Annotated in this window: 17 protein-coding genes; 9 read left to right on the top strand and 8 right to left on the bottom strand. The window is 64.7% G+C overall.

Annotated features, from left to right (window positions below; all coding sequences use genetic code 11):
* Positions 1-119: 119 nt before the first annotated feature.
* From ACKI1H_RS07675 to ACKI1H_RS07655, 5 genes are all read right to left on the bottom strand, one after another.
* On the bottom strand, positions 120-1,169 hold the full coding sequence (locus ACKI1H_RS07675) for an ABC transporter substrate-binding protein (protein WP_138525606.1): 1,050 nt from the start codon (positions 1,167-1,169) through the stop codon (positions 120-122).
* 68 nt (positions 1,170-1,237) lie between these two features.
* Complete coding sequence (locus ACKI1H_RS07670) at positions 1,238-2,347, bottom strand: ABC transporter ATP-binding protein (RefSeq protein WP_440468051.1); 1,110 nt, start codon at positions 2,345-2,347, stop codon at positions 1,238-1,240.
* 180 nt (positions 2,348-2,527) lie between these two features.
* Positions 2,528-3,565, bottom strand: a complete 1,038-nt coding sequence (locus ACKI1H_RS07665) for an ABC transporter substrate-binding protein (protein WP_440468050.1) — start codon at positions 3,563-3,565, stop codon at positions 2,528-2,530.
* Between the two features lie 164 nt (positions 3,566-3,729).
* A complete protein-coding gene (locus ACKI1H_RS07660; protein ID WP_138212997.1) occupies positions 3,730-4,359 on the bottom strand; it encodes a response regulator in 630 nt (209 codons plus the stop codon).
* A 51-nt stretch (positions 4,360-4,410) separates the two neighbouring features.
* Positions 4,411-6,822 (bottom strand): PAS domain-containing sensor histidine kinase, encoded by a 2,412-nt coding sequence (locus tag ACKI1H_RS07655; RefSeq protein ID WP_440468049.1) that lies wholly within the window; start codon positions 6,820-6,822, stop codon positions 4,411-4,413.
* A 166-nt stretch (positions 6,823-6,988) separates the two neighbouring features.
* Between ACKI1H_RS07655 and ACKI1H_RS07650 the strand changes: the two genes are divergently transcribed.
* A complete protein-coding gene (locus ACKI1H_RS07650) occupies positions 6,989-8,038 on the top strand; it encodes an alpha/beta hydrolase family protein (RefSeq protein ID WP_440468048.1) in 1,050 nt (349 codons plus the stop codon).
* A gap of 12 nt (positions 8,039-8,050) precedes the next feature.
* On the opposite strand, the gene ACKI1H_RS07645 is transcribed toward ACKI1H_RS07650, so the two are convergent.
* Genes ACKI1H_RS07645 through ACKI1H_RS07635 form a run of 3 tightly spaced genes read right to left on the bottom strand, consistent with a single transcriptional unit; the run spans position 8,051 to position 10,510 of the window.
* Positions 8,051-8,815: a DnaJ domain-containing protein gene (locus ACKI1H_RS07645; RefSeq protein ID WP_440468047.1), complete on the bottom strand. Its 765-nt coding sequence runs from the start codon at positions 8,813-8,815 to the stop codon at positions 8,051-8,053.
* A gap of 1 nt (position 8,816) precedes the next feature.
* Complete coding sequence (murU, locus tag ACKI1H_RS07640; protein ID WP_440468046.1) at positions 8,817-9,491, bottom strand: N-acetylmuramate alpha-1-phosphate uridylyltransferase MurU; 675 nt, start codon at positions 9,489-9,491, stop codon at positions 8,817-8,819.
* On the bottom strand, positions 9,488-10,510 hold the full coding sequence (locus ACKI1H_RS07635; RefSeq protein ID WP_138525599.1) for an aminoglycoside phosphotransferase family protein: 1,023 nt from the start codon (positions 10,508-10,510) through the stop codon (positions 9,488-9,490). The genes murU and ACKI1H_RS07635 overlap by 4 nt, the downstream gene beginning before the upstream one ends.
* Before the next feature lie 129 nt (positions 10,511-10,639).
* Between ACKI1H_RS07635 and ACKI1H_RS07630 the strand changes: the two genes are divergently transcribed.
* The 8 genes from ACKI1H_RS07630 to ACKI1H_RS07595 all read left to right on the top strand — a co-directional run bounded on the left by ACKI1H_RS07630 (position 10,640) and on the right by ACKI1H_RS07595 (position 20,548).
* Positions 10,640-13,411: an LPS-assembly protein LptD gene (locus ACKI1H_RS07630; RefSeq protein WP_440468045.1), complete on the top strand. Its 2,772-nt coding sequence runs from the start codon at positions 10,640-10,642 to the stop codon at positions 13,409-13,411.
* A complete protein-coding gene (locus ACKI1H_RS07625; protein WP_138525597.1) occupies positions 13,392-14,684 on the top strand; it encodes a peptidylprolyl isomerase in 1,293 nt (430 codons plus the stop codon). Before ACKI1H_RS07630 ends, ACKI1H_RS07625 begins: the two co-directional genes overlap by 20 nt.
* A 133-nt stretch (positions 14,685-14,817) precedes the next feature.
* Positions 14,818-15,819, top strand: a complete 1,002-nt coding sequence (gene pdxA / locus ACKI1H_RS07620) for a 4-hydroxythreonine-4-phosphate dehydrogenase PdxA (protein WP_440468044.1) — start codon at positions 14,818-14,820, stop codon at positions 15,817-15,819.
* A 116-nt stretch (positions 15,820-15,935) separates the two neighbouring features.
* Complete coding sequence (rsmA, locus tag ACKI1H_RS07615; RefSeq protein WP_440468043.1) at positions 15,936-16,763, top strand: 16S rRNA (adenine(1518)-N(6)/adenine(1519)-N(6))-dimethyltransferase RsmA; 828 nt, start codon at positions 15,936-15,938, stop codon at positions 16,761-16,763.
* Entirely contained in the window at positions 16,760-17,140 is a 381-nt protein-coding gene (gene apaG, locus ACKI1H_RS07610) for a Co2+/Mg2+ efflux protein ApaG (RefSeq protein ID WP_440468042.1), read from the top strand. Before rsmA ends, apaG begins: the two co-directional genes overlap by 4 nt.
* Positions 17,140-17,964, top strand: coding sequence for a symmetrical bis(5'-nucleosyl)-tetraphosphatase (locus ACKI1H_RS07605; RefSeq protein WP_138525593.1), 825 nt, complete (start codon positions 17,140-17,142; stop codon positions 17,962-17,964). The genes apaG and ACKI1H_RS07605 overlap by 1 nt, the downstream gene beginning before the upstream one ends.
* Positions 17,965-18,007: 43 nt before the next feature.
* Entirely contained in the window at positions 18,008-18,337 is a 330-nt protein-coding gene (gene glpE, locus ACKI1H_RS07600; RefSeq protein WP_440468041.1) for a thiosulfate sulfurtransferase GlpE, read from the top strand.
* 288 nt (positions 18,338-18,625) lie between these two features.
* The gene (locus ACKI1H_RS07595) at positions 18,626-20,548 is read left to right on the top strand and encodes a PrkA family serine protein kinase (protein WP_045212719.1); all 1,923 of its coding nucleotides are present in this window, start codon (positions 18,626-18,628) and stop codon (positions 20,546-20,548) included.
* Positions 20,549-20,612 lie beyond the last annotated feature (64 nt).

Raw genomic sequence — 20,612 nt, 5'->3', positions numbered from 1 at the left:
GGTAAAACAGGCCGCCTTAGGAGCGGCCAAGGTGTGGTGTCAGGAGGAGCCGCCGCGAGGGGGAGCGGCGGTTCCGGTCCGCCGCGGCTCGGGTAGCCGCGACGGCAAGGGACGGCTGCTTACTTGGCAGCCCAGGCGTTGAAGCGCTGTTCCAGCTGCTCGCCGTAGTCAGCCCAGAAGGTCACGTCCATGCCCACCTGGCCCTGCATGTTTTCCGGGGTGGTCGGCATGTCCTTCAGCAGGTCCTTGCTCAGCAGCGGTACGGCGTTCTTGTTGACCGGGCCGTAGGCGATGTTCTCGGAGTAGGTCTTCTGCTGCTCGGGCTGGACCGAGAAGGCGATGAACTTCAGGCTCTCATCCTTCTTCTTGGCGCCTTTCGGGATGGCCCAGGCGTCGAAGTCGTAGATACCGCCGTTCCAGACGATCTTCAGGTTGCTCTCTTTCTGCACGGCGGCGATGCGGCCGTTGTAGGCGGAGCTCATGACCACGTCACCGGAGGCGAGGTACTGCGGCGGCTGGGCGCCGGCTTCCCACCACTGGATGTTCGGCTTGATCTGATCGAGCTTCTTGAAGGCGCGGTCCTGGCCTTCCTTGGTCGCCAGCACCTTGTAGACGTCCTTGGGCGCAACGCCGTCGGCCATCAGGGCGAATTCCAGGGTGTACTTGGCGCCCTTGCGCAGGCCGCGCTTGCCCGGGAATTTCTGGGTGTCCCAGAAATCGGCCCAGCTGGTCGGCGCGGTCTTCAGCTTGTCGGCGTTGTAGGCCAGCACGGTGGACCACACGAAGAAGCCCACGCCGCAGTTGCTCACGGCGCCCGGCACATAGTCTTCGGCCTTGCCAAGGATGGCCGGGTCGATCTCTTCGAATAGGCCTTCGTCACAGCCACGGGCCAGTTCCGGCGATTCGACTTCCACCAGGTCCCAGGAGACGCTGTTGGTGTCGACCATGGCCTTCACCTTGGCCATCTCGCCGTTGTACTCGCCGGCAACGATCTTGTTGCCGGTGCTCTTCTCGTAGGGGCCGTAGAACGCCTTCACCTGGGCGTTCTTGTTGGCGCCGCCGAAGGACACCACGGTCAGGTCGGTGGCGGCCATGGACTGGGCCGCGAAAGCCACGCCCAGAGTCAGCGCTGCGAGTTTGAGCCCCGATGCTTTCAAGGACTTCGACATTATTGTTGTCTCCACAGTGTGCAGGTTTGTTTTTCTTGGATGCGTCCGGGAGTGGCCGGGCCGCGCTGTTACGCCGCGGACAGTGGGTCGAGCGCGCGGACGTGCTCGACTTCCCAGCCCAGCGGAACCACGTCGCCAACACTGAGCGCGGGATCGAGCTCGGCGATCGGCTGTTTGACGAAGAAATCGGTACGGCCGCAGACCTCCAGGCGAATGCGCACGTGGTCACCCAGGTAGATGAACTCGGCGACGCGACCGGAGAAGCGGTTCGCGCAGTTTTCACTGTGGCCGTTCAGGCGCACGCGCTCGGGGCGGATCGACAGGCTGACGGTGTCACCGACGTTGCCGACGTTGACCGCCAGCGCCTCGACCTTCTCGCCACGGGCCAGACCCACGGTGCAGCGGTCGCCATCGCGGGCCTGGAGCTGGCCGGCGATGCGGTTGTTCTCGCCAATGAAGTTGGCGACGAAGGAATTGCGCGGATGCTCGTAGAGCTCGGCGGGCGGGGCGATCTGCTGGATCTCGCCCTGGTGGAACACCGCCACGCGGTCGGACATGGTCAGGGCTTCGCCCTGGTCGTGGGTCACGTAGACCACGGTCACGCCCAGGCGCTGGTGGATGTGCTTGATCTCCATCTGCATGTGCTCACGCAGCTGTTTATCCAGGGCACCCAGGGGTTCGTCCATCAGCACCAGTTGCGGCTCGAAGACCAGCGCGCGGGCCAGGGCCACGCGCTGCTGCTGGCCACCGGAGAGCTGGGCGGGATAGCGACCGGCGAAGGTGTCGAGTTGGACCATCGACAGCGCGCGCTTCACCCGCTCGCTGACGTCGGTCTTGCTCATGCCGCGCACGGAGAGCGGGAAGGCCAGGTTCTCGGCCACCGTCATGTGCGGGAACAGGGCATAGTTCTGGAACACCATGCCGATGTCGCGCTTGTGCGGGGGGACGTTGTTGATGGCGCGGCCGGCGAGCTGGATTTCACCGGCGGTAGGAGTTTCGAAACCGGCCAGCATCATCAGGCTGGTGGTCTTGCCGGAACCGGAAGGTCCCAGCAGTGTCAGGAATTCGCCTTTGCGAATGTCCAGATTGAGGTCCTTCACGATGAGGGATTCGCCGTCGTAGCTCTTCTGCACGCCACGGAAACTCACCAGCACATCGTTTGCCTGATTCTCGGCCATCACCGCACCTTTGTTTTTTTGTAAATGCCGTTGATCTCAAGCCTAGAGAAGCTGGAACGGCACGCAAATCGGGCGGTATGAGAGATTGCTATAAGGCTTAGAGAGGATGCTTTGTAGGGATCGCCCTACAAGATCCAGGGAAACCGACTGCCGACCAACCTGTGGCCGGCAGCCCGTCGATCAGCGCTTGGCCCAGGCCTGGAAGCGCTGCTCCAGCGCGTCACCGTGCTCGGCCCAGAACGCCACGTTCATGCCCACGGCATTGGCGATGTTCTGCGGCGCGGTGGGCAGGTTGGCGGCCACGTCCGGCGCCAGCAACTCCACGGCCTTGCGGTTGGTCGGACCGTAGGAGATGTTCTCGGCGAAAGCCTTCTGCTGCTGCGGCTGGCCGGCGAAGTTGACGAACTGCTCGGCCAGTTCCTTCTTGAACACGCCCGAGGGCAGCGCCCAGAAGTCGAAGTCGTAGATGCCGCCGGACCAGACCATGCGGAAGCCCTTCTGCTCGGCCTGCGCAGCGGCGATCCGGCCGTTGTAGGCGGAGCTCATCACCACAGTGCCGTCGGCGAGATCACGCACCGGATCCTGGCCCGACTTCCACCAGTTGATGCTCGGTTTCAGCTCATCGAGCTTGCGGAAGGCGCGGTCGACGCCGTCGTTGGTGGCGAGCACCTTGTAGACGTCCTTGGGCGCGACGCCGTCGGCCATCAGGGCGAATTCCAGGCTGTACTTGGCGCCCCAGCGCAAGCCGCGCTTGCCGGGGAATTTCTTCGTGTCCCAGAAATCCGCCCAGCTGCTGGGCGTGCCCTGCAGCTTGCTCTGGTTGTAGGCCAGCAGCGTGGTCCAGACGAAGATGCCGACGCCGCACGGCTGCACCGCGCCGGGAACGAAATCGGCGGTGTTGCCCAGGGTCTTGGGATCGAGCTTCATGAACAGCCCTTCCTCGCAACCGCGCGCGAGCTCGGGGGCCTCGACCTCCACCACGTCCCAGGACACATGGCTGATTTCCACCATGCGCTTGAGCTTGGCCAGGTCGCCGTTGTAGGAGCCGTGTACGACGGCGTTGCCAGTCACTTCCTTGAACGGCTTGTAGAAGGCCGCTTCCTGCGCTGCCTTGTTGGCGCCCCCGAAGGAAATCACCGTGACGTAGTCCGCCAGCGCCGGCATCGCCGCGCTTCCCAGCAGGCCGAACAGCAGCCCTCCCCTTACCGCTCGCAACATCTTCTTCTCCTTGTTATCACGACGTACTGCATGAAGCCGGCAATCATTCCCTGCCTCACGCCCGCTAGATAGACGGTGTGTTACAGAAATCGGACACGTCGCACAGAGTGGAGGGAAAATTCAGATGGCCATCTGCCGCAGATCAAAACGGCAGCGGGGAGCGATCAGACGAGCTTGTGTTCCATGGCGTAACGCACCAGGTCTGCCACCGAGTTGGCATTGAGCTTCTGCATCAGCCGCGCCTTGTGGGTGCTGATGGTCTTGCTGCTCACCGCCAGTTGCTGGGCGATCTCGTTGACGCCCTCGCCCTGCACCAGACGCTCGAATACCGAAAATTCGCGCTCGGACAGCAGCGCGTGGGGCGGGCGCGAATCGGTAAGGCCGACTTCGAAGACCATGCGGTCGGCGAGGTCGGGGTCGATGTAGCGGCCGCCACTGGCCACCTTGCGGATCGCCGTGAGCAGCAGCGCCGGGTCGCTGTCCTTGGTGGCGTAGCCGGCGGCGCCGACCTTCAGCGCACGGGCGACCATCTGCACCTCGTCGTGCATCGACAGCATGAGGATCGCCGGCGGGTTGTTCAGCGCGCGGATCCGCGGGATGGCTTCCAGGCCGTTGACGCCGGGCATGGAGATGTCCAGCAGGACCACTTCGCAGGGCGTCTGGCGCAGGGTTTCGAGCAACTGCTCGCCGTTGGTGGCCTCGCCCACCACCTGCAGGTCCTTGGCCATGCCGATCAGTTGCTTGATACCTTCGCGCACGATCGTATGGTCTTCCGCCACCAGCACTCGAATCACCGCCCTTCCTCCCGATCCACTCTTGTCATTGTCGTTATGCTTGCCGCCCGGTTAAGCGCTTGCCGAGCGCAGAGGCACCCGTATCCACAGCGTGGTGCCCTCCCCGGGCTGGCTGTCGATCTGCAGGGTGCCGCCGAACATCAGCACCCGCTCGCGCATCCCGACCAGGCCAAAGGAAACACCCTGGCGCGTGGCGTTCGGGTCGAAGCCCACACCGTCATCGGCGATCCGCAGGCACAACTCGCGCCCTTCGACGCTCAGCTGCAATTCCACAGTATGCGCCTGGGCATGGCGCATGACATTGGTCAGCGCCTCCTGAAGGATGCGGAACAGCCCGATAGCCTTGGCATCGGACAGCTCCGGCGGGTTTTCCGGCACCTCCACCAGACAGGGAATCTGCGTACGCGATTCGAAGCGGCGCGCCTGCCATTCCACCGCCGAGCCAATACCGGCATCGAGGATCGGCGGGCGCAGCGCGGTCGCCACGTCGCGGACCAGCTGGAACAGCTGGGCGATCAGCCGCTTCATGTTGTCCAGGCGCTCGCGCAGGCCGCTGTCCAGCTCCGCATAGGCCAGTTCGCACATGGACGTCTCCAGCTTGAGCACGGTGAGCACCTGGCCCAGTTCATCGTGCACCTCGCGGGCGATGCGCGCCTTCTCCTCCTCCCGCACGCTCTCCAGGTGCGCCGACAACTCACGCAACTGCGCGCGGGAATCCTGCAGTTCCAGCTCGATCTGCTTGTGCTCGGTGATGTCCCAGACCACGCCATCCCAGGCCGGGCGACCGTCGTCCAGGGTACGCACCGTAGCCTTGATGTCGACCCAGCGCGGCTCATGGCTGCGGGTGAGAATGCGGCCCTGCCACAGCCAGTTGCGATGGCCCTCTACCGCTTCCAGCTGGCTGGCGAGGTAACCCTCGCGTTCTGACGGATGCACCAGTCCCATGATGCCCAGGCCGCTTTCGCGCAGGTAGCCGGGCGAGTAGCCCAGGGAGGTTTCGCTGCCGCCGGTGATGAAGCTGATGTAGGCGAAGTCGGAGTCGTCATCCGGCGCATTGGGCTCCAGGCGGAACACCAGCCCCGGCACGTTGGCGGCGATGCCCTGCAGGCGCGCCTCGCTTTCCTCCAGCGCGGCGCGGGCACGGCGGCGCTCGGTGACGTCATTGAGGAACACCAGCAGGTATTCCGAATCGCCGAAGCGCAGGAAGCTCAGCGAAACGTCCGCCGGCAGCCACTGGCCGTCGGCGCGCAGGCAGCGGGTTTCGAAGCTCAGCGGCGCCTCGTCGGCATTGCGCGCGCGGCGCCAGAGGTTCAGCCAGCGATCCATGTTCAGCGTCGGTTCGAAGTCCGACAGCGGCCGGTCCACTACCGCCCCCGGCAGATAGCCGAGCAACTCTTCGGCGGCACGGTTGGCATACCGCACATGGCTATCCCAGTTGACCCAGAGGATGCCCACGGTGCTGCTGTCGATGGCGAACTGGGTCAGGCGCAAGGCCTGCTCCGCCGACTGGCGCAATTCGATATCGCGGCGCGCCGCGAGCAATCGCGACTCCAGCGCATGATGCTGGCGGCGCAGCCAGAGCAGCGCGGCAACCGCGAACAACAGCAACAGGCCGAGCAGGATGCAGAGGTTCTGCCAGAAACCGGGGGAGGAACCCAGGCGGGGGTAGGTCGGCTGCAGCCAGCGCTCGTGGAGCTGGTCGAGGTCCTTGGCGGGCACCGCGCGCAGGGCCGCGTCGATGATCCCGGCCAGCTCCGGCAGGCCACGCCGGGTCGCCACGCGCAGCAACTGCGGATAACCGATGTCGGCCACCACCAGCAGGCCGGTGAATTCGGTTTCGCGGGTCAGGCGGGCCAGCTGCGCTTCGTCGATCACCGCATAGTTGGCCTCGCGACCCAGCACCTTGCGCAGTACTTCGCGGTCGCTGTCGACAACCTGCAGGGTCAGCCCCGAATAGGTGCCGCGCAGGTAATCCACCACCGGGCCGGGGCCGCGTACGGAGACGGACTCACCGTCGCCAAGGGTATCCAGCTCCACCGACGTGCCGCTGCGACGATCGCCCACGACCAGGCGAGGAACGCGCAGGTAAGGGTCGGAGAACAGCCAGTCGCGCAAGGTCGAAGGCGTCTGGCTGACGCCGGGCGCGAGGTCGATTTCTCCAGCGCGCACCGCCTTCTCCAGCGCGGTCTGGTCGGGATAGGTGCGCCACTCCAGGCTGACGTGCAGGGCCTTGGCCAACCACTCCAGCAGCTCGACGTTGGCGCCGGAGAGCTGCTGCAAGCGGCGATCCTGCTGCACATAGGGCGCTTCGAGCACGGCGCCCACACGTAGCTGCGGGTGCTCGGCGAGCCACGCGAGTTGTGCTTCATCGAGCGTCAACGGTGGCGCGGCAGTTTCCGCCACGGCCAGTAAAGGCAGGCAGCACAACCAGGCCAGGCAGACTTTCCAGAACAGACGACTCATGCCGACAGCACCATGGATTTCACTCGGGTCAAAGCAAAGGGCCGGCATACCTTACAGCAACCCCGGTTGAACCCGGCACGCCTGCGCCTGACAAAGCTAATACAAGCCGCTAGGCTGGCCGCTCTCGCGCCCGCCGCTCGCTGCCCGCCAGACAGGGATATCTCCGATGCCTCACTTGCCTCGCCCGACGTTTCTCGCCCTCAGCCTGTGCCTTGGCCTTGCGCCGCTGGGCGCCAGTTGGGCCGAAGACGCCAAGCCCGTCGCCGAAAAACCGGCTGCCGCGCCGGTGGTGCGCCCGGCGGTGAGCGAGCGCAGCCAGGACGAAGCCAGCGGCCTTGTGCGCCAGTTGCCCGAAAGCGAGCGCCAGGAGCTCAAGGCAGGCGACGAGACATTCCTCTCCCTCTGGTTGCCGGCCAACACTGCCGACGCATCAGGCGCGGTCATCCTGATCCCCGGCGACGGAGAAAGCGCCGACTGGCCGGTGGCGATAGGCCCGCTGCGGCGCAAGTTACCCGATGCCGGCTGGCAGACCCTGGCCATTACCCTCCCCGACCCGCAGAGCACTGCGCCGACGCCACGCCCGAAGGAATCGCCGGACAAGGCCAGCGCCGACACCGATGCCACGGCCGCCGACAGCGCCAGCAAGCCCGAAGTGAAGGGCAGCGAAGGCAGCGCGACACCCACACCGGAAAGCACTGCCGAGACCGGCAGTGCCGAGCCTGCCCAGGCCAGCGCCGAAGCCCCGCCGCCGCCCACCGACCCGGTAGAACTGCGCAAGGTCCACGCCGAGCGCGTTCTGGCGCGCATCCAGGCGGCCGTCGAACTGGCCCAGCAACACAACCCCAAGACCATCGTCCTGCTTGGCCACGGCACCGGCGCCTATTGGGCGACCCGCTACCTGGGCGAGCGTACGCCAGCCGACATCAAGAACCTGCTGCTGGTAGCACCGGAGATGCCGCGCGACTTCAAGCCATCGCTGGACGAGACCGTGCCGCTGCTGAACCTCGCCACCGGCGACTTCTATTACAAGGACAAGGCACCTGACGTGGCAGCCGCCAAGCTGCGCCTGCAGGCGAGCAAGCGGCAGAAGGCACCCAACTACGTGCAGATCGGCATGAACGCCCTGCCCGCCGACCTGGGCACCGAGCAGGACCAGCTGTACCGGCGCATCCGCGGCTGGCTGTCGATGCACCTGGAGCCGATCGAGCAACCCTGAGGGCCGCCCGGCTCAGCGAAACCCGCGACGGTGGCGTACCAGCAGGTAGGCAGCCTGGATCTCGCGGGTGCGATTGGTCGCCGCGGCGATCCGCTCGGGGCTCGCCCCCATGCCTTCGAGCTTGTCCGGGTGGTTCTGGCTGATCAGCTTGCGGTAGGCGCGCTTGATCTCCTCCGGTTCGCTCTCCGTCGTCACGCCCAGCAGGCGCAGCGCCGAGGTATAGGACTCGCGGGCAGTCACCGGCGCCCTGGGCGGCTCGGCGCCCGACGACAGCGCGAGAACCCTGGAGCGGGAAAGCCCTAGCGAGTCACCCCATTGCAGGAGCAGATTCTTTTGCGCGGCATTCGGCGCACCGCCTGCCCAGGCCATGCGCCAGCAGGCCTGGAGCAGACCTTCGGCAGTGGCTTCCTGGCCTTGGCGCTGGCGCAAGCCAGCATCCAGCAACGCCCCACCCAGTTTGCCGCGACCGAAGGCGTCGATCGCCTGGCGACGGGCCTTGTCGTCCAGCTGCAGGCGCTGCATCTCCGAGCGCGCCTGCTGGATGTGCGCATCGATCACACGCCCGCGACTCTTGGCCAGTCGGCCGAGCAGCAGGAAGAGCAGTTCCTGGTCGCCCACCTGGGGCCCACCGCGCAACTGTTCGAGAAGACCCCGCCAGGTACGCTTCTTCAGGCGCCGGTCGAGCACCTGGCCCAGCAACGCGCCGAGCATGGCGCCCGGAATGCTCGCCAATGCCCAGCCGGCGATGACACCCAGCAAAGTCCCCGGCCAGAACACCTCAGCCCTCCGCCAGTTGGCGTTCGACTTCTGCCAGGCGCTCGTGGGTGCCGACGTCAATCCAGCGTCCACGATGATAGACGCCGCTCACCCGACCGGCCTCCATGGCCTGGCGCAACAGTGGCGCCAGCTTGAAGGCACCGGGCTTGCAGCCCGCGAACAGCTCGGGACGGAGGATGGCGATGCCACTGTAGGTCAGACTGGGCTGACCTTCGCGGTAATCGCTGACGCGGCCTTCACTCAGACAGAAATCACCTCGGCTGTGGTGGCCGGGGTTATCCACCAGCACCAGGTGCACCAGGTCGTCCTCGGCCAACGCTCCGTGCAGGCCCGCGTAGTCGAAGTCGGTCCAGATGTCGCCATTGGCGATGACGAATGCCTCGTCCCCCAGCAGTGGCAGCGCCTTGAAGATACCGCCGCCGGTTTCCAGCGGTTCGCCCTCGGGCGAGTAGCGAATGTCCACGCCAAAAGCCGAACCGTCGCCCAGGTGATCCTCGATCTGCTGGCCGAGCCAGGCGTGATTGATCACCAATTGATCGAATCCGGCCCGGCGCAGCGCCTGCAGCTGGTACTCGATCAGCGGCACGCCACCAGCACGCACCAGCGGCTTGGGTGTATGCAGGGTCAGCGGGCGCAGGCGTTCACCCTTGCCCGCGGCGAGGATCATGGCCTTCATGCGGGGTGTGTCTCGTCTTTGGGCAGGCTGGCCAGCAATGCAGCGAGGTCGGCCAGTTCCGGTCGGCGCGCGATGACGCTTTCCAGGTAACGGAAGAAGCGAGGTACGTCGCCCAGGTAGCGTGGCTTGCCATCACGGTGGCAGATGCGCGCAAAGATACCGATCACCTTCAAGTGGCGCTGGGCACCCATCAGGTCGCTGGCGCGGAAGAAGCTCTCGAAGCTGTCCGGCAGCGGGACACCGGCAGCCTGGGCCTTGCGCCAGTAACGCGAGAGGCCGTCGTGCACGCGCGGCTCGGGCCAACTGAGGAAGGCGTCCTTATAAAGGCAGGTCACGTCGTAGGTCACCGGGCCGTAGACCGCATCCTGGAAATCCAGGATGCCGGGGTTCGGCTCGCTGAGCATCAGGTTGCGCGGCATGTAGTCGCGGTGCACGAATACACGCGGCTGCTCCAGGGCGCTCTGCACCAGCAGGTCGCAGGTACGCTCCCAGCGCGCGAGCTGCTCACCTTCGAGGGTCACGCCAAGGTGGCGCTGCAGGTACCAGTCGGGAAACAGCTGCAGCTCGCGGCGCAACAGGGCCTCATCGTAGGCCGGCAGGCGCTCGGCAACGTCGACCTGCTGGAAGGCCACCAGGGCGTCGAGGGCGTCCTCGAACAGCTCCTCGGCGTTCTGCGCGGTGAGTACATCCAGGTAGGTCTGGCGACCCAGATCATCGAGCAGCAGGAAGCCCTGCTCGACGTCCTCGGCCAGAATCTTCGGAACATGCACACCCGCTTCAGCCAGCAGACCGGCGACCTTGATGAAGGGTCTGCAGTCTTCCTGGGGCGGCGGCGCGTCCATCACGATCAGGCTGCGACCCTCGCCCTGCCAGCGGAAATAGCGGCGGAAGCTGGCGTCGCTGCTGGCCGCGGTAAGGCTCGCTTCGGGCACCTGGCCCCAGCCCTGCGCGTTGAACACTGCGGGCAAACTCAAGTCCAACCAGCCGATCATCTGCTGGTAACGGGCATCCTGTGACATCTTTATGGGTTCTCCACGGCCCTAGCCGTTGCGCGGGTCATGCTTTATTATCCAGCATCTTTTTGAGCCCATCGATAGGCGTGCGGCCCGTTTTGGGCTGAAGGCTCGCAGGAAGCCCGGATTAACAAGATGGCAGTGAATTTCCCCGTGTTCCGTAGAAAATTCCCCTTACTGGTGACCGGTGGCCTGCTGGCTATCCAACCGCTCGCCACTGTGACCGCGGCACCCGGCGAGCAGTTCGCCTGCCAGCCCTCCGCGTCTGGCGCCTGGGACTGCTCCTCGCAGAACAGCGCCAGCAGCGTACCGCGTCCACAGCATGGCGCCAGCTCGGTCAGCGCCGGCGGCACCGCTGCCGCCAGCGGCTCGAAGTCCTCGAGCAGCTCGAGCAGCAGCGCTGGCGAAGAGCCCAAACAACTGGTCACCGAGTCCAGCGGGCGCGGCCTGAAGTCGCGCAGCAGCGACTACAGCCACCTCGACTGGATCCCGCGTGACAAGCTCACCGCTGCCCAGCAGGCGGAAATGGGCCCGTACTGCAGCGGCGCCTACGTCGAGCCGACCCGCCCGGGCATGAACGACAAGACGCCGAACGACGAGGCCCCGACCTACGTTTCGGCCAAGGTCTCCCGCTACGAGCAGGAAAAACAGGTCGCCACCCTCGCGGGTAACGTGGTCCTGCGCCAGGGCAGCATGCAGGTGGAGGCCGACGAGGCCAACCTGCACCAGGCCGAGAACCGCGGCGAGCTGGTCGGCAACGTCAAGCTGCGCGACAACGGCGCGCTGATCGTCGGCGACCACGCCGAACTGCAACTGGACAACGGCGCGGCGAAGATCGACAACGCCGAGTACGTCATGCACCAGGCGCAGATCCGCGGCAGCGCGCTGTACGCCAAGCGCCAGGAAGACGCGATCATCCAGCTCAAGGACGGCACCTACACCCGCTGCGAACCGAGCAGCAACGCCTGGGTCCTCAAGGGCAACAACATCAAGCTGAACCCGGCCACCGGCTTCGGCACCGCGACCAACGCGACCCTGCGGGTGAAGGACATTCCGGTCTTCTACACCCCGTATATCTACTTCCCGATCGACAACCGTCGTCAATCCGGCTTCCTGGCGCCTTCCTTCGCCAGCTCGACCGACACCGGCTTCACGCTGACCACGCCGTACTACTTCAACCTGGCGCCCAACTACGACGCCACGTTGTACCCGCACTACATGGTCAAGCGCGGCCTGCTGATGGAAGGTGAGTTCCGCTACCTGACCCACAGCAGCGAAGGCCAGGTCACAGCGGCCTACCTGAACGACAAGAACGACGACCGCGAGGACTTCCCGCAGTACACCGACACCCGCTGGCTGTACGGCTGGAAGAACGTCAGTGGCCTGGATGAGCGCCTGATGGCGCAAGTCGACTACACCCGTATCAGCGACCCGTACTACTTCCAGGACCTGGACACCTCGCTGGGCATCGGCTCGCCGACCTACGTCAACCAGCAAGGCATCCTGACCTACCGCGGCGACAGCTACACTGCCAGACTGAACGCACAGTCCTACCAGCTGGCGACCGTGACTGACGTCACCCCGTACGACCGTCTGCCGCAGCTCACCCTGGACGGCAAGCTGCCGTTCAACCCGGGCGGCCTGGACTTCACCTACAGCACCGAAGCCGTGCGCTTCGACCGCGACCTGGATGAAGGCTACTACCGCATCGACGTAAACGATCCGACCCGTTACCCACGCCCGGACAACAACATCCAGGGCCTGGCGCGCGCGACCGGCGATCGCTTCCACGCCGAGCCGGGCATCAGCCTGCCGATGAACCGCAGCTGGGGCTTCATGACCCCAACCGTCAAAGGTCTGTACACCAAGTACGATTTGGACCTCGACAGCCAGGGCAAGGCTACTCTGCCGTCCTACATCGACTACGACAGCAGCCCCGATCGTTCGCTCGGCCTGGCCAAGCTCGATTCCGGCCTGTACTTCGACCGCGACACCACCTTCGGCGGCACCAAATTCCGCCAGACCCTGGAACCGCGCGCGATGTACCTGTACGTCCCGTACAAGAACCAGGACAACCTGCCGACCTTCGATACCGGCGAGTTCACCTTCAGCTACGACTCGCTGTGGCGTGAGAACCGCTTCACTGGTCGTGACCGCATTGGCGACGCCAACCAGCTGTCCCTGGGCCTGGGCTCCCGCTTCATCGAGGACGACGGCTTTGAGCGCGCCTACATTGCTGCCGGCCAGATCTACTACTTCAGCGACCGCCGGGTACAACTGCCTGGCCTGACCGAGAACGACCTGGCTGCCAGTGGCAAGAAAAACCCGGACGCAGACACTTGGCGCTCGCCCTACGCGCTCACCGGTATCTACCGCTTCAACCACGACTGGTACGCCAGCTCGGACTTCAACTGGAACCCGAACACGCACCACACCGACAACGGCAACCTGATGTTCCACTATCAGCCCGAAGCCGATCCTCGCAAGGTGCTGAACGCTGGCTACCGCTACCGTGCGGACAGCAAGCGCTTCAACCCCAACACCGGCCAGTTCGAGTACGGCAGCGACGAGTACAAGATCGAACAGCACGACTTCTCGTTCATCTGGCCGGTTCTGCCGCAGTGGGCCGCCATCGGTCGCTGGCAGTTCGACTACAACCAGAGCCGCACGCTGGAAGCCTTTGGTGGCTTCGAGTACGACAGCTGCTGCTGGAAGCTGCGCCTGATCAATCGCTACTGGGTCGACTACGACGACGAGGAATTCGTGACCTCCACGTCCAAGGCCGACCGCGGTGTATTCCTTCAAATCATCTTGAAAGGCCTTGGCGGCGTGGTTGGCAACCAGGTGGAAGGCTTCCTCGACCAAGGTATCCAGGGTTATCGTCAACGTGAAGACAATGCTATGTAAGGCCCTGCGCCCGCTGATGCTGGGCGCGCTGTTGGCAAGTTCCGTCGTGCACGCCGAAGTGGTTCCGCTGGACCGTGTAGTCGCCATCGTCGATAACGACGTGGTGATGCAGAGCCAGCTGGACCAGCGCCTGCGCGAAGTCCGTGCAACCATCCAGAAGCGCGGCGCGCCGCTGCCGCCCGAGCATGTGCTGACCCAGCAAGTGCTCGAGCGCCTGATCATCGAGAACATCCAGCTGCAGATCGGTGACCGCTCCGGCGTGCGCATTACCGACGAAGAGCTGAACCAGGCCATGGGCACCATTGCCCAGCGCAACAACATGAGCCTGGATCAGTTCCGCGCCGCCCTCGCCCACGACGGCCTGTCGTATGACGAGGCCCGCGAGCAGGTGCGCCGCGAGATGATCATCAGCCGTGTGCGCCAGCGCCGCGTGGCCGAGCGCATCCAGGTCAGCGAGCAGGAGGTGCAGAACTTCCTGGCTTCGGACCTGGGCAAGATCCAGCTCTCGGAAGAGTATCGCCTGGCCAATATCGTGATCCCGGTGCCGGACAGCGCTTCGCCTGAAACCGTCCAGGCCGCTGCCCGTCAAGCTGCCGAGATGTACCAGCAACTCAAGCAGGGCGCGGACTTCAACCAGATGGCCGTCGCCCGTTCCGCCGGCGACAACGCCCTGGAGGGCGGCGAGATCGGCTGGCGCAAGGCCGCCCAGTTGCCCTCTCCGTTCGACACCATGGTCGGCAGCCTCGCTGTGGGTGACGTTACCGAGCCCCTGCGCGGCCCCGGCGGCTTCATCATCCTCAAGCTGGAAGAGAAGCGTGGCGGCAGCAAGATGCTGCGTGACGAAGTCCACGTCCGCCACATCCTTCTAAAGCCCAGCGAAATCCGCAGCGAGGAAGCGACTCAGCAACTGGCCGAGAAGCTCTACGAGCGCATTCAGGCCGGTGAAAGCTTCGCTGATCTGGCGAAGAAGTTCTCCGAAGACCCGGGCTCCAAGCTCAACGGTGGCGACCTCAACTGGGTCGACCCGGAATCCCTGGTACCGGAGTTCCGCGAGGTGATGAACAACGCGCCGCAAGGCCAGGTCACCAAGCCGTTCCGCTCGCCGTTCGGCTGGCACGTGCTGGAAGTCCTCGGTCGCCGCGCCACCGACAGCAGCGACAAGTTCCGCGAGCAACAAGCCGCGCAGACCCTTCGCGCACGCAAGTACGACGAGGAACTGCAGGCCTGGCTGCGCCAGATCCGCGACGAAGCCTACGTCGAGATCAAGCAGTAAGCAGCGCGAGTCGCTCAAGAAGAAACCCGGCCAAGGCCGGGTTTCTTTTTGCCCGCCGAAAGCTTCGAAGAACGAGGGCTTCGTCGTAGAGTAGAGCCATCCGCTGCAAATACCGATTCGAGAGCCCCCCCTGATGAGCACTCCCCACCTTTTCGCCCTCACCCCCGGCGAGCCCGCCGGCATCGGCCCCGACCTCTGTCTGCTGCTGGCTCGCGAAGCGCAACCGCACCCGCTGGTCGCCGTCGCCAGCCGTGACCTGCTGGCACAGCGCGCCGCCCTGCTGGGGTTGGACATCGACCTGCAAGACGTCGCTCCCGGTCATTGGCCCAGCGCTGCCGCCCCGGCAGGCACCCTGTATATCTGGGATACCCCGCTGGCCGCCCCCGTCGAACCGGGCAAGCTGAACCAGGCCAACGCCGCCTATGTGCTGGAGACCCTGACCCGCGCCGGCCAGGGCTGCCTGGACGGACACTTCGCCGGGATGATCACCGCACCGGTGCACAAGGGTGTGATCAACGAGGCTGGTATCGCCTTCTCTGGCCACACCGAGTTCCTCGCCGACCTCACCCACACCGCCCAGGTAGTGATGATGCTCGCCACCCGCGGACTGCGCGTCGCATTGGTCACCACCCACCTGCCGCTGCGGCAGATCGCCGATGCCATCACAGCCAATCGCCTGGAGCGCGTTACCCGCATCCTCCATGCGGACCTGCGCGACAAGTTCGGCCTGGCCAATCCGCGCATCCTCGTCTGCGGCCTGAACCCCCATGCCGGCGAAGGCGGCCACCTCGGCCACGAAGAGATCGACGTGATCGAGCCAACCCTGGAACGCCTGCGCACCGAAGGCATGCAACTGATAGGCCCGCTGCCGGCCGATACGCTGTTCACTCCCAAGCACCTGGAACACTGCGACGCCGTGCTGGCCATGTACCACGACCAGGGCCTGCCGGTGCTCAAGTACAAGGGCTTCGGCGCTGCAGTGAACGTGACGCTGGGCCTGCCGATCATCCGCACCTCGGTGGACCACGGCACCGCGCTGGACCTCGCCGGCACCGGGCGAATCGACAGTGGCAGCCTGCAGGTCGCCCTGGAAACCGCCTACCAGATGGCCGAAGCCAGCACCGGCGCGCGCTGATCCCGGGCATTCCGTTCGGCCAGCGTTTCGTGCTGGCCGCGCCGGGCTGGTAAACTGATGGTTTTTCCGCCTCCAGCCGGCCGCCGCAAGCGCCCGGCTGCTCTCCGGAGCCTTCGATGTCCGAACTTTTCCAGCACCGCGCCCGCAAACGCTTTGGGCAGAACTTCCTGCATGACGCCGGGGTGATTCACAAGATCCTGCGCGCCATCGCCGCCAAGGAAGGCCAGCACCTGCTGGAAATCGGCCCGGGCCAGGGCGCCCTGACCGAGGGCCTGGTGGACAGCGGCGCGAAGCTCGACGTGATCGAGCTCGACCTGGACCTGATCCCGCAACTGAAATGGCGCTTCGGCCTGAAGCCCAACTTCAGCCTGCACCAGGGCGACGCCATGAAGTTCGACTTCGCAAGCCTCATCGCCGCCCCCGAAGACAAGCTGCGCGTAGTCGGCAACCTGCCCTACAACATCTCCACCCCGCTGATCTTCCACCTCCTGGACCACGCCTCGCTCATCCAGGACATGCACTTCATGCTGCAGAAGGAAGTGGTGGAGCGCCTGGCCGCCGAGCCAGGCAATGGCGACTGGGGTCGCCTGTCGATCATGGTGCAGTACTTCTGCCGCGTGGATTACCTGTTCACCGTCGGCCCTGGCGCGTTCAACCCGCCGCCCAAGGTCGAGTCGGCCATCGTCCGCCTGGTGCCCTACGCTGAGCCGCCCCATCCGGCCAAGGATCACCGCGTTCTGGAGCGTATCGTCCGCGAGGCCTTCAACCAGCGCCGCAAGACCCTGCGCAATACCCTGCGCACGCTGATGAGCGTCGAGGACATCGAAGCCGCCGGCGTCGACCCGACGCTGCGCCCCGAGCAACTGAGCGTTGCCGACTTCGTCAGCCTGGCTAACCGCTACAGCGAAACCCACCCGGAAGCCGAGCAAGGACCGAGCGCATGAGCGACCCCCGCTACCAGGTCAGCGTCAGCGTCACCACCCGCCACCTGCCTGAACAGTCCCAGCCGGAACAGCAGCGCTACGTATTCGCCTACACCGTGACCATCCACAACCACGGCGAGCTGGCCGCCAAGCTGCTGACCCGCCACTGGATCATCACCGACGGCGACGGCCACGTGCAGGAAGTGCGCGGCGCCGGTGTGGTCGGCGAGAAGCCGCTGATAGAGCCGGGCGCCAGTCACACCTATACCAGCGGCACCGTGATGGCGACCAAGGTCGGCAGCATGCACGGCAGCTACCAGATGGTCGCCGCGGACGGTCATCACTTCGACGCAGACATCGCGGCGTTCCGCCTCGCCGTACCGGGGGCACTGCACTGATGGCCACCTACGCCGTCGGCGACCTGCAGGGCTGCCTGGAACCGCTCAAGTGCCTGCTGGAGCAGGTGAAGTTCGACCCGGCACACGACAAGCTGTGGCTGGTAGGCGACCTGGTCAACCGTGGCCCGGCGTCGCTGGAGACCCTGCGCTTCCTTTATTCCATTCGCGATTCGCTGGTCTGCGTACTGGGCAACCATGACCTTCACCTGATTGCCGTCGCCTACAACGCCGAGCGCCTGAAGAAGAACGACACCCTGCGCGAGATCGTCGAGGCGCCGGACTGCGCGCAGCTGATCGAATGGCTGCGACAGATGCCGCTGGTCCACCACGACGCCCAGCGTGACATGACCCTGGTGCACGCCGGCATCCCGCCGCAGTGGGATATCGACAAGGCCCTGCAACGCGCCGCCGAGGTCGAAGCCGCCCTGCGCGACGATACCCAGTTGCCGATGTTCCTCGATGGCATGTACGGCAACGAGCCGGCCAAGTGGGACAAGAAGCTGCATGGCATCGCGCGCCTGCGGGTGATCACCAACTACTTCACGCGCATGCGCTTCTGCACACCCGACGGCAAGCTCGACCTGAAATCCAAGGAAGGCCTGGACACCGCGCCGCCCGGCTACGCCCCCTGGTTCAGCTACGCCGAGCGCAAGGCCGCCGGGCGCAAGATCATCTTCGGCCACTGGGCCGCGCTGGAAGGCCAGTGTGATGTCCCCGGCCTGTTCGCCCTCGACACCGGTTGCGTGTGGGGCGGCAGCATGACGCTGATGAACGTCGATACCCTCGAGCGCATCCATTGCAGCTGCGCCGATAAACCAGAATGATTGCAGCGGAGCCAAAGGCTCCGCGCCTTGCGAGGTAAACCCCATGAGCGACTTCAAGCGCATCGCCCCCGACCAGGCCCAGCAACTGCGCGAAAGCGGCGCCCAGGTCGTCGACATCCGCGATCCACAGAGCTACGCGGCAGGCCATATCAGCGGCTCGCGGCACATCGACAACTACTCGGTGGCCGACTTCATCCGCGAGGCCGACATGGATGCACCTCTGGTCGTGGTCTGCTACCACGGCAACTCCAGCCAGAGCGCGGCAGCCTATTTCGTCCAGCAGGGCTTCTCCGAGGTCTACAGCCTCGATGGCGGCTTCGAGCTGTGGCGCGGCGTCTATCCCGCGGATACCAGCGTCGGCGGCTCTGACTGAAAGCCCCTACGAAAGGGGCGGATTAGCCCCTTCAAAAAATCTGTAACTTCTCGCTCTTTCGTCCTTTACACACCGAAGAACGAACTATCCTTTCCCTCAGGCCATCCAAAAAAGGGAGAGCCGGCACACCGGCTTCCGGTTAATCGGCAGTGACCATTGGGGCGGTTCAGGGCAGTGGCCAGGTTCCGTTGGAGTTCTGGGGGATTCTCGCCGGTAAGCACTGGCAGCCCGACCGCACCCGCACAGACCGATCCGGCGCCGGCTCCATGCATCGAGCGAGGAGACGTCATGAGCATTTTCAGTCACTTCCAGGAACGCTTCGAAGCGACCCGTCAAGAAGAGTACTCCCTCCAGGAGTACCTGGATCTCTGCAAGCAGGACAAGATCGCCTACGCCACCGCCGCCGAGCGGATACTGATGGCCATCGGCGAGCCTGAACTACTCGACACATCCGTCGATTCCCGCCTGTCGCGAATATTCTCCAACAAGGTGATACGTCGCTACCCGGCCTTTGCCGACTTCCATGGCATGGAAGAATGCATCGACCAGATCGTCTCCTTCTTCCGCCACGCCGCCCAAGGCCTGGAAGAGAAGAAGCAGATCCTTTACCTCCTGGGCCCGGTCGGCGGCGGTAAATCCTCCCTCGCCGAAAAGCTCAAGCAACTGATGGAGCACGTGCCCTTCTACGCGATCAAGGGCTCGCCAGTGTTCGAGTCGCCCCTGGGGCTGTTCAACCCGGACGAAGACGGCGCCATCCTCGAGGAAGACTACGGCATCCCGCGCCGCTACCTGCGCTCGGTCATGTCGCCCTGGGCCACCAAGCGCCTCAACGAATTCGGTGGCGACATCAGCCAGTTCCGCGTGGTCAAGCTGCACCCCTCGATTCTCAACCAGATCGCCATCGCCAAGACCGAACCTGGTGACGAGAACAACCAGGACATCTCTGCACTGGTCGGCAAGGTGGATATCCGCAAGCTGGAAGAATTCCCGCAGAACGACGCCGATGCCTACAGCTACTCGGGTGCGCTGTGCCGGGCCAACCAGGGCCTGATGGAATTCGTCGAGATGTTCAAGGCGCCGATCAAGGTCCTGCACCCCTTGCTCACCGCAACCCAGGAAGGCAACTACAACAGCACCGAAGGCCTCGGTTCCCTGCCCTACAGCGGCATCATCCTCGCCCACTCCAACGAATCGGAATGGCACAGCTTCCGCAACAACAAGAACAACGAGGCCTTCATCGACCGGATCTACATCGTCAAGGTGCCGTACTGCCTGCGCGTCTCCGATGAGATCAAGATCTACGACAAGCTGCTGATCAACAGCTCCCTGGCGCACGCCCACTGCGCACCGGACACCCTGAAGATGCTCTCGCAGTTCTCCGTGCTGTCGCGCCTGAAGGAGCCGGAAAACTCCAACATCTACTCGAAGATGCGCGTCTACGACGGTGAAAACCTCAAGGACACCGATCCCAAGGCCAAGTCGATCCAGGAATACCGCGACACCGCCGGGGTCGACGAAGGCATGTCCGGGCTTTCCACCCGCTTCGCCTTCAAGATCCTTTCCAAGGTGTTCAACTTCGATCCGCATGAAGTCGCCGCAAACCCGGTACACCTGCTCTACGTGCTGGAACAACAGATCGAACAGGAGCAGTTCCCGCCGGAGACCCGCGAGCGTTACCTGCGCTTCCTGAAGGAATACCTGGCGCCGCGCTACGTCGAATTCATCGGCAAGGAAATCCAGACTGCATACCTGGAGTCTTACAGCGAGTACGGCCAGAACATCTTCGACCGCTACGTGCTGTACGCCGACTTCTGGATCCAGGACCAGGAGTACCGCGATCCGGAAACCGGCGAGATCCTCAACCGCGCCGCCCTCAACGAGGAACTGGAGAAGATCGAGAAACCGGCTGGCATCAGCAACCCGAAGGACTTCCGCAACGAGATCGTCAACTTCGTGCTGCGCGCCCGCGCCGGCAACAACGGCAAGAACCCCAGCTGGCTGTCGTACGAGAAGCTGCGCGTGGTGATCGAGAAGAAAATGTTCTCCAACACCGAGGACCTGCTGCCGGTCATCAGCTTCAACGCCAAGGCAAGCAAGGAGGATCAGCAGAAGCACAACGACTTCGTCAAACGCATGGTCGAGCGCGGCTACACCGAGAAGCAGGTGCGCCTGCTGTCGGAATGGTATCTGCGGGTTCGCAAGTCGCAGTAGTCTGCCATCGGCGCGGCGGTATTCCCGCCGCGCCGGTCGCCGTCGCATTCGGACCTGTCCTTGG

It is taken from the genome of Pseudomonas sp. YH-1 (assembly GCF_051990045.1).
Classification (GTDB): domain Bacteria; phylum Pseudomonadota; class Gammaproteobacteria; order Pseudomonadales; family Pseudomonadaceae; genus Pseudomonas; species Pseudomonas nicosulfuronedens.
This window is presented reverse-complemented; position numbering and strand designations above follow the sequence as displayed.

Excerpts from the sequence above, each read along its gene's own strand:
- apaG (WP_440468042.1), top strand. The coding sequence starts at position 16,760 with ATGAGCGACCCCCGCTACCAGGTCAGCGTCAGCGTCACCACCCGCCAC.
- rsmA (WP_440468043.1), top strand. The coding sequence starts at position 15,936 with ATGTCCGAACTTTTCCAGCACCGCGCCCGCAAACGCTTTGGGCAGAAC.
- ACKI1H_RS07655 (WP_440468049.1), bottom strand. The coding sequence starts at position 6,822 with ATGAGTCGTCTGTTCTGGAAAGTCTGCCTGGCCTGGTTGTGCTGCCTG.
- pdxA (WP_440468044.1), top strand. The coding sequence starts at position 14,818 with ATGAGCACTCCCCACCTTTTCGCCCTCACCCCCGGCGAGCCCGCCGGC.
- ACKI1H_RS07595 (WP_045212719.1), top strand. The coding sequence starts at position 18,626 with ATGAGCATTTTCAGTCACTTCCAGGAACGCTTCGAAGCGACCCGTCAA.
- ACKI1H_RS07630 (WP_440468045.1), top strand. The coding sequence starts at position 10,640 with ATGGCAGTGAATTTCCCCGTGTTCCGTAGAAAATTCCCCTTACTGGTG.
- ACKI1H_RS07605 (WP_138525593.1), top strand. The coding sequence starts at position 17,140 with ATGGCCACCTACGCCGTCGGCGACCTGCAGGGCTGCCTGGAACCGCTC.
- ACKI1H_RS07670 (WP_440468051.1), bottom strand. The coding sequence starts at position 2,347 with ATGGCCGAGAATCAGGCAAACGATGTGCTGGTGAGTTTCCGTGGCGTG.
- ACKI1H_RS07635 (WP_138525599.1), bottom strand. The coding sequence starts at position 10,510 with ATGTCACAGGATGCCCGTTACCAGCAGATGATCGGCTGGTTGGACTTG.
- murU (WP_440468046.1), bottom strand. The coding sequence starts at position 9,491 with ATGAAGGCCATGATCCTCGCCGCGGGCAAGGGTGAACGCCTGCGCCCG.
- ACKI1H_RS07675 (WP_138525606.1), bottom strand. The coding sequence starts at position 1,169 with ATGTCGAAGTCCTTGAAAGCATCGGGGCTCAAACTCGCAGCGCTGACT.
- ACKI1H_RS07665 (WP_440468050.1), bottom strand. The coding sequence starts at position 3,565 with ATGTTGCGAGCGGTAAGGGGAGGGCTGCTGTTCGGCCTGCTGGGAAGC.
- glpE (WP_440468041.1), top strand. The coding sequence starts at position 18,008 with ATGAGCGACTTCAAGCGCATCGCCCCCGACCAGGCCCAGCAACTGCGC.
- ACKI1H_RS07650 (WP_440468048.1), top strand. The coding sequence starts at position 6,989 with ATGCCTCACTTGCCTCGCCCGACGTTTCTCGCCCTCAGCCTGTGCCTT.